This window comes from Spiroplasma endosymbiont of Tiphia femorata, assembly GCF_964020225.1.
GTDB lineage: Bacteria > Bacillota_I > Bacilli_A > Mycoplasmatales > VBWQ01 > Spiroplasma_E.
The window spans coordinates 1,334,157-1,347,180 of the sequence record NZ_OZ026544.1 but is presented as its reverse complement, the minus strand read 5'-3'; the positions used below and the strand labels follow the sequence as shown (position 1 = coordinate 1,347,180).

The following is a 13,024-nucleotide window of genomic DNA, read 5'->3' as shown; positions in this document are numbered from 1 at the left end:
ACCAAATATTTGGTTATTTTTAGTATATTTTTAAATTTATTTTACTTGGTATTTAATAGTTGCTGTAATTGAATATGAACTATCTTCTGTTTTATACATATTCATGGTTATACTATTAAAACTTATTGTTTTATTTTCATTATTAATTATAATTCTATCTTTTTTATAATATATGTTAATACGTTGCTCTACTAAACCTAGTCTATAGTGTGATATTCTAATTTCTCTCATATAATTTTCTAATTTATAAAAAGTTGAACTTTTATTTGAATCTGTCGGTTCTTGATCTGTAACTCAAGGATCTATTTTAAATTTTGCTTCCATAGTTTTTTCAAGAAATGCAAAATATTCCTTGTATGCTTCAACATATTCCTTACCATATCTTTCTTTATCATTAGCAACTTTAATTTTTTTAATAATTTTTTCTAATCTTTCTTCTTCAGTATCAACTTTTGTAATTATAATATTTACTTTTCCTGTATATTTACTGTCGACTTTAGCATGTAATTCTGCTGAACCAGCAGTTGCTTCAGATGCTGCTTTGAAGTTTTTAATTTCAACATCATTGGCAGTTACATCTTTGTTTTGTTTAATGATTTCATCAAGAACTGCTTTTTCAGTATTAAAGTCATTACCGTCAACTGTTTTGTTAGTAATTTTACTGTCTAAAGCGATTTTGTCTTTTGCAGTAATTGTAATGTTTACTTTTCCTGTATATTTACTGTCAGTTTTAGCATTTAGTTCTGCTGAACCAACAGTTCCTTCAGATGCTGCTTTGAAGTTTTTAATTTCAACATCATTGGCAGTTACATCTTTGTTTTGTTTAATGATTTCATCAAGAACTGCTTTTTCAGTATTAAATTTGTTACCGTTAACTTCTTTGTTAGTAATTTTACTATCTAAAGCGATTTTGTCTTTTGCAGTAATTGTAATGTTTACTTTTCCTGTATATTTACTGTCAGCTTTAGCATGTAGTTCTGTTGAACCAGCAGTTCCTTCAGATGCTGCTTTGAAGTTTTTAATTTCAACATCATTGGCAGTTACATCTTTGTTTTGTTTAATGATTTCATCAAGAACTGTTTTTTCAGTATTAAAGTCATTACCGTCAACTTCTTTGTTAGTAATTTTACTGTCTAAAGCGATTTTGTCTTTTGCAGTAATTGTAATGTTAACTTTTCCTGTATATTTACTGTCAGCTTTAGCATGTAGTTCTGTTGAACCAGCAGTTCCTTCAGATGCTATTTTGAAGTTTTTAATTTCAACGTCATTAGCAGTTACATCTTTGTTTTGTTTAATGATTTCATCAAGAACTGCTTTTTCAGTATTAAATTTGTTACCGTTAACTTCTTTGTTAGTAATTTTACTGTCTAAAGCGATTTTGTCTTTTGCAGTAATTGTAATGTTTACTTTTCCTGTATATTTACTGTCAGCTTTAGCATGTAGTTCTGCTGAACCAGCAGTTCCTTCAGATGCTGTTTTGAAGTTTTTAATTTCAACGTCATTGGCAGTTACATCTTTATTTTGTTTAATGATTTCATCAAGAACTGCTTTTTCAGTATTAAATTTGTTACCGTCAACTTCTTTGTTAGTAATTTTACTGTCTAAAGCGATTTTGTCTTTTGCAGTAATTGTAATATTTACTTGTCCTGTATATTTACTGTCAGCTTTAGCATGTAGTTCTGCTGAACCATTTTTAATTTCTGATGCAGTAATAAAGTTTTTAATTTCAACATGTTCAGATGTTATTTCTTCATTTAAACGAATAATTTCATTAAGAACTGTTTCTTCGGTATTAAATTTGTTACCGTCAACTTCTAACTTAGTAATGATAGAACTTAATTCTTTTTTTGCTTCTGATTTTGTGCTTTTTGTAGCGACAACAGCTATTGTTGTTGCTGCTGCAACGACAACTAATATACCAGTTGCAATTAATATTTTTTTATAATTTAGTTTTCTTTTCATATTTAACCACTCCAACGTGTTATTTTATCATTTTTGCTAACTTAATGTCAAATCACAACAATTGATTGAAGAAATATTGATGACTATTATTGATTATTTGTATTTGTATTTTTATTAAAATTTGACTTATAGAAAATAAATAAATATAATTATTTTTATAAAATTTATAGAATTTTTTGACTGATACTTTAATTTTTAAAGTAAACAAGGTTTAACTCAAATAATGTGAAATATAAAAATATAATGGATAATAAAAAATAAAAAACTACTAATTATTTTTCTTTTATAGTAAGTTCTAGTAAGCATGTGATATCGTTTATCGATTTTAGTTACTAGAATTATTGATGTGTAGTTAAAAGAAGAAATAATAAAAATAACTATTTTAAAAAAAGAATGAAGAGGACAATATAATGAAAAAAATATATGATAATTATCAAGATACTAACTTTAATTATAAAAATATAATATCAACAAAAAATGTAAAACAAACACAGGATGACAATGGTAATTTGTATTATACAACTTTTGATAGTTCTGATCTTCATATACCTGGACAAAAAATTTGAAAATATAATATAAGTACCAGAGATAATGAAATTTATTGAGAAAATAAAGAATTCAAAGTAGGTTCTTTTCACATGATAATTGATATTAAAGGTAATATTTATTTAACTTCTGCTGGTGGAGTAATAATTCTTAATAATAAAAATAAATTTAAAACTATGCCATTAGTTTCGGGTATGGTAACTGATATTACTTATTTAAAAAATAATATTTATGTAACAACTTTTGATGGTTTTTATAAATATAATATTAATACTGAAATTGCTGAAAAAATAAATTTACCAAACAATCTAATGGTTAATTCTATATTTATTGATAAAAACGAAAACATTTATCTTGCTATTTATAAATCTATAAATAAACCTATAAGTTATAGTGTGTTAATTATAAAAAAAGGTCAATCTGAAGCCAAACCAATAATTGGAGATGATTTTTTTAACATTAACGATACAGTATTAATAACAGAAATAAATAGTAAAATATATTTTTATAGTTTAAATTTAGCAAGTAAAAAAGCAAAATTATATTATAGTGATTTAGATAGTAATAAAGTAAATTATGTATTAGATTTATCAATTAATGTTCAAACATTATTTAATTTAAATAATGAACTTGGTTTAGTAACACATGAAAATGGAAATACAGTAATTGAAGTTTTAAATATTGATAGTATAGAAAAAAATATGAAATAAAAAATAGTGTTTATGAGCAAATAATGCAAATACAGAAATTTAATATTTTATCTCTTTTAAATGAAAATAAAATTGATTATTTAAGTTGATAATCTTCTTGTTAACTTAAAAAACAATAAAAAACAATTTAAAAATGCATCTTTAAGATGCATTTTATTGTTATTTTAAAAATTAAAGCTTAAAGCAATTATTTAATAATTGCTTTAATTTTAGTAGCAATAATATCAATAGCTACAGTATTATGAAAATCAAAAGGAATAATAATATCAGCATAACGTTTAGTTGGTTCAACAAAAGCATCATGCATAGGTTTAACAGTTAATGCATATTGTTGTAAAACACTGTCAAGAGTACGATTTCTAAAACTAACATCTCGTTTAATTCTTTTTAGTAGTCTAGTATCACTATCAGTATCAACAAAAATTTTGATAGTAGATAATTCACGAATAATAGGATTTTCTAAAGCAAAAATACCATCCAGAATGATAACATCACCCGGACCAATAATCTCAGTGTTTTTACTGCGACTATTGATTTTAAAATCATAAATAGGCTCTTCAATAGCATTGCCAAGTAATAATTGTTCTAAATCATGAATTAATAATTTCATATCAATAGCATTAGGATGATCAAAATTAGTTTTTTTTCTTTCTTCAACTTTTAAGTTACTAAGGTCATGATAATAATTATCCATTTGTACAAAAATGACATTTTTTTTATTACAAGCTTCAGCAATTTTTTCTGCTACTGTTGTTTTTCCTGAAGCACTGCCGCCAGCGATAGCGATTAAATTAATTTTTTTATATTTCACATTTATCTCCTAAAATTTAAGATTGAGTTATTTTATCAAAGTATGATTGTAAAATAATAGCAGCAGCCAATTGATCTTTAACTTGTTTTCTTTTATTTGAAGAAACATTAGATTTAATTAATATTTGCTGCGAAGAATAGGTAGTTCTTCTTTCATCTTGTAAAACAATATTTAGTTTATCATTATTTTGTGTTAATTTAAATTTATCAATAAAATTTAAAACAATTTTTGCGCTGGGGCCGACTGTGCTATCCATGTTTAAAGGGTAACCAAAAACAAGAATATCAGCATCATATTCTTTAATAGCATTTTGGAGTTGGATAATAGCATTATTAAAATCATGCTCTGGGAAACGAATAGTTTTTCAAGAAAAAGCAATTTTTCCTTCACCACGAGCAAGCCCTAATGTTTTACTACCTAAATCAATGCCTAAATATTTCATAAATTTATTATACTTAATATTTTTTTTAATTTTAATAATATATTAATTTTATAAAAAAATATTTTTTATATTGTAACTATAATAAAAATGTATTATGTCTATAAATTTTTATCTTTTTTATATTGTTTTTTTTCTTCTGCAATTCTTTTTCTTTCTTTTTCAGCTTCTTCAATTCTTTTTTTTAATCTTTCTTCTTCAAATTGTTTTTTATTTTCTGCATCTTGTTTTCTTAACTTTTCAATTTCCTTATCTTTATCCATAATAAAAAGTTCCTCTTTTCTAATGTTAAACTTTGGATTATTTTTTTCTTTTTTTTAAAAATATCCATAAATTAGTATAAATATTTTTTAAAAAAAAATATATTTTTAAGTTATATTATGAATTAAGCAAATAAAATCATTTTTTTGTTTAATAATGGAAATTGATCTGAATCATAATCAGTGCTATTTATTAACTTTGGATCAATTTTTTTTGTATTTGAATATATTACTTTATAAGTCTTATTTACTTCATTTATGCTGTCTTGTATTTTTATTACTTCTGATTTATTAAAAATTGGAATATTACTATTGTTTTCTAGTTCTATTAATTTTTCTTCTAGTAAACTTATGTTTGGTTTATGAAAATATCTAATTTTTTTTATTAAAGTTTCAAAATTAAAAATTTTATAAAAATTTGAAATAGAAAGAGAAATCATTTGAGAACCTGTTGCTAAGAAAAAAAATAATCATGTTTCTCATTTTTTTAATTTTAATTCAAGTAGGTCATGAGATTTTGTAACTTCATATTTAGTAAGTAGTGTTGTTGTTTTAGTAATATTAGTAAAAACAGCATTGAAAAAAAATAAAAAAATTGCCATTGAAAATTTTCCATAATTTGATTGTTTTGTAATTCAGTTTGAAATTATTTGAGGACAAATATTAGTTTTAATTTTTAATGTTTCTAATCCTCATTTAAATATGGAATTAACTGGTCGTATAGAAAAATAAGTGATTGTATTTGCTAATATAATATTTGGTTTAGTAAAATATTTAATTCAATCACTTATTTTAAAGTTTTCTTGTATAGCATTTGCTATTGCACCTGTCATTATAGAATGTGCCATTAGTCATGTTACTGATTCTAAAAATAAATCAAATAATGAATAATTTATTCTTTCTTTTCATTCTAAAGTATCTAAATTTGATTTTTTTAATTTATTTAAATTATCAATCACTTTGTTTGCCGAAGATGTTAGTTCTTTTATTATAGTATTATCAATAGGCTTCTTTAAACAATTAAAGTCACTAATTTTTTCAACTTCTTTTTTAAAATTTGGATGATATTCAAAATCTGTAGGTTTTGGAAGATTATTAAGTTTTTTTATTAAATTATTAATATGTTTTATTCGTGTCATATTATTTTTTAATTTTACTTCATTTTCTTCATATAAAAGGGTTAAAAATTCATGCTTATATTTTTTAAATGGTTCAATAGGAATTTTTTTAATTTTAAAATCATTTATTGGATTACTTTTTTGACTTTGGATTATATTTAAAATTGTATTTCTTGATCAATCAGCAATTGCTGAGGTAAAAAATGTCGTTAAAATAGTATCAATGAATGTTGTGAAATAGTTTTGTTTATTTTGAAATATTCCATAAAGATAATTTTCTGATGTATATTCTTGCTCATCAAAAATATATGTAGAAATTATTCTTTGTGCATTTTTTCCAGTAAATGCAATATAAACTAGTAGTAATCCTAACAATAAATTAGGTAATGTTTTTTTAATTTTGGCACTTATTGAAATATTGCTAGATGAAGTAGGATTATCAATAAGTTTTTGCATATATGTTAAATACTGATATAACTTTAATAAATTATCATAATTAATATTAATACTTAATTCTTGATTAAATGAGGTAATATTTTTTATAAACATATCTATATTATTAATAGAATTTATAGTAGCGTTTTCTAAATAATAATAATATTTTAGATTTGATTTTTCGCCTCCTTTAACTTTGATAGGAGAGGAATCTAAAAGTTTATTATTCTTTAGGTCATCTGATAATTTGTCAATGTTTTCATATTTTTTAACGTGTTTATATAATTTATTATTTTTAATTAAAAATATTTCAAAAATAATTTGACTATTTGGAAAGGCAGTTCTTTTAGTTGAATATTTAAAATCATTTTTGTTTTTGTCATAAATTGTCATATAGGATTCATAAATAAGTGAATCAAGTTCATTAGATTTATTTCTAATTTCAGTTTTATATTCTCATTCTCCTTTATTATTTTTTCATTTCTTTGTTTTTCCACCAAACCGATTGTTATTTTTTGTTAATTTTATTTTTTTTTAAATTTCTCATTTTTACTCCTTTTTAATTATAAAAGTTTTATTTAATATATATTAATTTACTGTTAATAACAGTAGTTATATATTTTAAAAAGGATCATATTACAAGATCCTCAAAAGCAGTAGTATTAATTTTTTTGAATTAGTTTTACTATAACAATTTATAAGTATTTTAAAATCATATCCAAAAAATTACTGTTTATAAGTAAAGTTTTTAGTTGTGTTATTAATTTTTTCCCAATACCTTCTTAGATATATAATAAGAAGTAACTAAATTCTAAAGTTTTTAAAATAAAATACAATAAAAATTATTTTTAATTAACTTTATTTTTATTTTTATGAATAATAATCAAATTAATAGTGTTTATTTTATAAATAAAAATAAACACTATTAAATGTTTTAATATTTTTTTTAATTCTTTGATTATTTTTGATTTTAGTAAAATTATGATAAGATATTTTTATATTTATATTAGTTTTTTGCTTTTAAAGTTTTTTTTATTAATAAAATAAATAAAAGGGTTTTGGTCTTTAAAAAAACTGGTGTAAATAAAAACAATTATTTAGAAAATCAATATCAAAATAATTAGAGATAAATTGTTTTTTAACTTTTTACTAGCAAATAATGAAATATTCATATTTAAAAATAAATAAATAAATGCAGTATTAGTTGGATTGTTAATCTTAAGGAATTAAAAAAATTAACGTATAATTAAACTATCAATAATTATAATATAATATTATTTAAGGTTTCTTAAATTATTTTTTGTTTTTAGGAGGAACTATGAAAATTGCTTTTGATGTAATGGGTTCAGACCATGGTAGTTTGCCCGCTATTGCTGCAGCGTTAGAAGTTATTAAAGAATTCAAAAACGTTGAAATTTGTTTAGTTGGTGATGAAAAACAAATTAATGGAAACTTGCAGATTTTATTAAAAAATAAGCCATTATCATCAAGAATAACAATACTAGCAACAACCCAAGTAATAACTATGAATGATGGTCCACTCGCTGGTATTAGAATGACTGATTCTTCTATGAATCAAGCTATTCAGTTAGTTAAAAATAAAAAAGCAGATGGGATTCTAACTTCGGGTTCAACTGCTGCCTATCTTGGTGCTTGTCATTTTTTATTAGGCGAAATCAAAGGCATTAAACGTCCGGCATTCATGCCAATTATGCCTACTTTAATAAAAGATCGACAAGTAGTATTATTGGATGTTGGAGCAAATATTGAAAACACTGTTGATGAATTAATTAATTTTGCATTAATGGGTCATATTTATTGTCAAACTATTCAAAATATTTCACGTCCTAAAATTGGTTTACTAAATATTGGTATTGAAGAAAGCAAAGGTCCAGAAGTAACTAAAGCAACATATGCTAAACTAAAACAATTAACACAAAAAAATGAAAAGTTAAGTTTTTTAAATTTTCACGGTAATATTGAACCACGAAATGTTTTAAGTGGTGATGTTGATATTATTATTTGTGATGGTTATTCAGGTAATATTGTTTTAAAATCAGTTGAAGGCATGGCATCATTATTATTTACATTAATTAAAAATGGTTATAAAAAAAATTTATGAACTAAATTTTTAGGTTTAATGTCAATTGGTATTTTTAAAAATATTAAAAAGACTTTTGATTATAAGAATACAGGTGGTGCTCAATTAATAGGTATTAATGGCATTGCTTTTAAATCACATGGATCTAGTGATAAAAAATCTTATTATAGTACTTTAAAACTTTTAATTCGTGCTATTGAGCAAGATGTTACTAATAAAATAGCTAAACAAATTCAAGAATTATAATTTATAAATAAGTATTAAGGAGAAAAATATGATTAATATTGAACATATTTTAAAATCGAGTATTTTAGAAAAAATTAAATCTAATCGTAATTATCGTGAAGCGTTTACTCATCGTTCTTTTTCAAACGAACATAATTTAGATTATTCATATGAGCGATTAGAATTTTTGGGTGATTCGATTTTAGGGGAAAATATTTCAACTTACATTTGACACTTATTTCCAAATAAAGATGAGGGACAATTAACAAGTTTACGTAGTAAAGCAGTTAGACAAGAAACATTGGCAGCAGTGGCAATTGCTTTAGGATTACAAGATTATTTATTTTTGGGAAATGGTGAAAAAAATACAGGTGGGCAACAACGAGAAAGCATTTTATCAGATGTTTTTGAATCATTTCTTGCTGCAGTATATCTTGATTTAGGAAATAGTGCAGTGAAAAAAATCTTAGACTTAACCTTATTTGAATTGATTAAAACTAATCAGTTAGAAACAATTATTGATTATAAAACTAAATTACAAGAATTAGTACAGGCAGAAAAAAGAGATCCTATTAATTATAAAACTATGGAACAAATTAAAAAAGATAATATTACTTATTTTATTGTTCATGTGTATTTAGATAATAAAATACTAATGGGGAAAGGAGTAGGAACAAATAAAAAGAAAGCTGAGCAAGAAGCAGCAAAGTCAGCTTTAGCAAAACTGTCAAAATCTAATTTATTAATAAGTGATCATAAGAAGGGATAAACATGTTTAAATTATTACGTAATTATATTCGTGAACAAAAAAACAATTTATTACAAATGTTTGGTTTAGGTTTTTTAGTAATGATTATGATTATTGCCTTTTTATCATTAAATTTTTCTAATAATTATTTATTTGAACAATATGTTAACGATATTGCTCATAATGAATTTGATCAATATACATTTTTTTCACCAGTAGAATATGTTAATTTTGATGGAAAATATAATGAAAAAGATAAAGCTGGTTCTTATTTAAATAATATTAATTATTATCAAAAAGATAATACTATTGATAAAGAAAAGATGGCAAAAGCTACTTTTCAGTTAACAATACCAGATGCTACTAGACCTGATATATATCGTTTTACTTTTCATGGTGGGGACGCTAGTAGTAAAGAATATTTTGCTATTGGTGATAGTCTTTTTAATGATACTAGCCATAATTATATTGATTTTAAAATTAATATTCCTATTAATTATCCATCTTATGATATTCATAAAGCAACGATAGAACAATATGCTAATATGCTAAATCAATATCTATATGATCCATTACATCCAGAAAAAAATCCAGAAAATGCAACAAATTTTATGATTACTAGTGAAGCTGCTTTACAGTTTTATAATGATAATTTTAAGGGACAATTGTCATATGCTAATCGAAACTATAGTGAAATAGATATTAAAAATGAAGCTAAGTTATATGAAATAATGTCAATGGGAATGTTATATAAAGATATTGAATGACAACATGCTGTTATGGTCCGTGATTTATTAATTACTAGTAAAAATTTTGCTTTTATTGAAACAGGACCCGAATATATTGTTAATAAAGCAATTATTGTCAAAGATGGTGGCCCAAGTTTAACAGAAAAACCATTACAAGATAATGAAATTTTAATTTACAAACATTTTGCTGAACTAAATAATTTACATATTGGTCAAAATTATGTAATTGCTGGACAAACGTTTATTATTCGTGGTTATGCTACAAGCTCATTAGCAGCATTTGTTGGTCGTTATTTTGGTAATTCACTTGATTTAAAAAATAATACTGTCGCTTTTACTAATGGTAATACGATGCGCAAAGTTGAATCCGATTTAAAGGCATTTAGCAGTAATATTGATGATTTTTTTTTAGGTATTAATCCTGATTTGGCTAAAAATATTGATTCACAAATAAACAATGAATGAATTTATAATTATCTTCATGCAACTTATAAAACACCTACTGATATAGCAAGTACAAAATATTATAATAATGGTATTGATTATAATAAAATAGTTTCACCTTTAAATATCAATAATCTTAGATTTTATACTAGTATGCAAGAATGATCTTTTAGTTCCATTAATAATAGAATTAATGTTATTGAAGAGATTTCTAGTTTATTTTTAATTTTGATTTTTATTGTGACTACTATTATTATTTTTATTATTACTTTTAAAATGATTGATCGTAATAAAAAATTAATTGGAATTTTAAAAGCAACAGGATATAAAAGTTGACAGTTAAGTATATCATTAGTAATTTCAATTATTGCTCCTTTAATTATTTTTGCTATTATTGGTGTTTTAATTTCGATTCCAGTTGCGCATTATTTAATTTATATTACTAATATTAGTACTGTTGCCTTAATTAGTTATGGTTGGTGCTTTAATATTGTTACCACTATTTTATTACTTGTTATTCCAATCATTAGTTTAACTTTCATTAGTTTTTTAATGGTATTATTCTTATTAAGAAGTAAACCCTTAGATTTAATTACTAATAATATTTCAAAACAAAAATATAAAATAAATATTAGTTCAACTTTTACTTTTATTGCAAGATATGTGATTGGTAGATTTAGTTATCGTAATAAGTTGGCCGTTACTACTTCACTACGTAGTTTTGGTAAAACATTAATTATGTGTTTTACTATTATTTTTGCTGCAACATTAGTATTCTTTGCGCTTGCTGCTAGTGGTTTAGTTAATAATATGTTAGGTTCACAATTTGCGGGAACTAATTTTAATTATCAAAATGGTTATCAATTTGATGATAATATTAAAACTAACTTTATTAATAACGAAAATAAATTAATGTATCAATTTAATAGTGTTGATAATATTAAAAGCAAAATTTCATTATATCCAGAATTATTAGCGGCAATTAAACGATTTGATCCTCTTAATCCTAATAAATCAATTATGATTAATGTTCAAAATCGTTATATTATGGGTAGTGAATTATTAAAAATAAAACAGTGAATTGCTGCTAATCCATCAAAGATTCCACCAATAGTTAAGGATTTCTTAGAAAAAAATAAAATATTATTTAATTATTTAACCAATAATAACGGTAAAAACAATACTGATTTATTGGTAAGTTTTGGTTTAATTCCTTATGATGAACAGTATGAAGTACCATACACACAATTAGAACTTGATAAGGCTAATCTGTTACTTCCTAATCAGCTTGGTGCTGTTTTTGATAATGATACACAAACCTTATCAAAAGAATCTTTTAAAAATTGAAGTGCACCAAGAACTGCTTATGGTATTGATGATAGTTTAAGTGATTTTTTATCTCTAAATTTTAGTATAAGTGATTTCTCTACTTTTAGTAAATTAAATTTAGCTGATATGGAAGTTTCTAATAATTGGCAAGATAAACAATTTATTAATATTCGTAATCATTTAATTCAAAAATTAGGAATTAAAAATCCAGATAGTAGTGCTGTTCAATTTATTCCAATGGCTACTTCTGCTTTACCTTCGGTTGCCAATGTTTATAATGGTGGAGAACAACTTAATAATAGTGTTATTTATAGGTATAAAGGATTAGATAATCAAATAAAATATGTAATTGGTATTGCTTATGATTATATTAATAAATTAGATCCAAAAATAATAGTAATGCCTAAACTTTGACTTAATGAGATTTTGTTTGGTAGTAAAAGTGATTTATTAGAAAATAATTTTGCTAATAGTAAATTAAGCAAATTTACTGATAATGAGTTTAAACATTACTTACCAATTATTAGTAATAAAAATGATTATAATATTGATTTAGCACAAATTTCACACTCAGGATATTTGGAAAGTAAAGGTATTAGTACTTCATTATCATCAGTGTATGATATTAGTAATTTACGTAGTATTATGAAGAATAATCAATATAGTTTACAAATAATCATTTCATTTTTTGGTATTTTTAGTGTTATATTATCATTAATGATTATTGTTATTGTTACTAATATTAGTGTTCGTGATAATTTAATATTAATTAATATTTTACGAAGTTTAGGCTATACGGCATTAGAAGTTTCTTATAATTTCTTTCTGGTAATAATACCGGCATTGGTAATGAGTAGTTTGGTTGCTGTTTTTATTGTTCCTTCTTTAGTAATGGTACTTTCTAATTTATTAGCAACTTTTGCAAAAATCGCATTTCCTATTGTTTTTCGTTGATGATATTTTGCATTGATGATTAGTATAAATATTTTAATTTATTTAGTTTCATACATTATTACTTGAAAGTTAAACGTTAATAATAAACAATTAATGACATTAACTAAATAATATATAATCTGGTTTGCTGCTATTAAATAAAAAATTACACATTAAAATGTTTTAATTTTAAAAAATATTTTTAAATTGATAA

Annotated in this window: 9 protein-coding genes; 4 read left to right on the top strand and 5 right to left on the bottom strand. The window is 23.3% G+C overall.

Annotation, left to right across the window (positions count from 1 at the left end):
* Nucleotides 1-36: 36 nt before the first annotated feature.
* On the bottom strand, nucleotides 37-1,962 hold the full coding sequence (locus AACK83_RS08255) for a hypothetical protein (protein ID WP_338957650.1): 1,926 nt from the start codon (nucleotides 1,960-1,962) through the stop codon (nucleotides 37-39).
* A 410-nt stretch (nucleotides 1,963-2,372) separates the two neighbouring features.
* Here AACK83_RS08255 and AACK83_RS08250 point away from each other — a divergent pair, with 410 nt between their 5' ends.
* Nucleotides 2,373-3,218: a hypothetical protein gene (locus AACK83_RS08250; protein ID WP_338957648.1), complete on the top strand. Its 846-nt coding sequence runs from the start codon at nucleotides 2,373-2,375 to the stop codon at nucleotides 3,216-3,218.
* Nucleotides 3,219-3,405: 187 nt separating this feature from the next.
* Here AACK83_RS08250 and udk read toward each other — a convergent pair whose 3' ends face one another.
* The 4 genes from udk to AACK83_RS08230 form a co-directional block, all read right to left on the bottom strand.
* Nucleotides 3,406-4,029 carry a uridine kinase gene (gene udk / locus AACK83_RS08245; protein WP_338957647.1) on the bottom strand — a complete coding sequence of 208 codons (624 nt, stop codon included), beginning with the start codon at nucleotides 4,027-4,029 and terminating at the stop codon, nucleotides 3,406-3,408.
* A gap of 16 nt (nucleotides 4,030-4,045) precedes the next feature.
* Entirely contained in the window at nucleotides 4,046-4,471 is a 426-nt protein-coding gene (gene ruvX, locus AACK83_RS08240; protein WP_174481257.1) for a Holliday junction resolvase RuvX, read from the bottom strand.
* A gap of 98 nt (nucleotides 4,472-4,569) precedes the next feature.
* The gene (locus AACK83_RS08235) at nucleotides 4,570-4,731 is read right to left on the bottom strand and encodes a hypothetical protein (protein ID WP_338957646.1); all 162 of its coding nucleotides are present in this window, start codon (nucleotides 4,729-4,731) and stop codon (nucleotides 4,570-4,572) included.
* Nucleotides 4,732-4,853: 122 nt separating this feature from the next.
* Nucleotides 4,854-6,674: a hypothetical protein gene (locus tag AACK83_RS08230; protein ID WP_338957645.1), complete on the bottom strand. Its 1,821-nt coding sequence runs from the start codon at nucleotides 6,672-6,674 to the stop codon at nucleotides 4,854-4,856.
* 925 nt (nucleotides 6,675-7,599) lie between these two features.
* On the opposite strand from AACK83_RS08230, the gene plsX reads away from it, so the two are divergent.
* The 3 genes from plsX to AACK83_RS08215 are packed head-to-tail and all read left to right on the top strand — an operon-like array spanning nucleotide 7,600 to nucleotide 12,942.
* Nucleotides 7,600-8,628 (top strand): phosphate acyltransferase PlsX, encoded by a 1,029-nt coding sequence (gene plsX, locus AACK83_RS08225; protein ID WP_338957644.1) that lies wholly within the window; start codon nucleotides 7,600-7,602, stop codon nucleotides 8,626-8,628.
* Between the two features lie 28 nt (nucleotides 8,629-8,656).
* Nucleotides 8,657-9,376 carry a ribonuclease III gene (rnc, locus tag AACK83_RS08220; protein WP_174481262.1) on the top strand — a complete coding sequence of 240 codons (720 nt, stop codon included), beginning with the start codon at nucleotides 8,657-8,659 and terminating at the stop codon, nucleotides 9,374-9,376.
* Between the two features lie 2 nt (nucleotides 9,377-9,378).
* A complete protein-coding gene (locus tag AACK83_RS08215) occupies nucleotides 9,379-12,942 on the top strand; it encodes an ABC transporter permease (RefSeq protein ID WP_338957641.1) in 3,564 nt (1,187 codons plus the stop codon).
* Nucleotides 12,943-13,024: the final 82 nt, after the last annotated feature.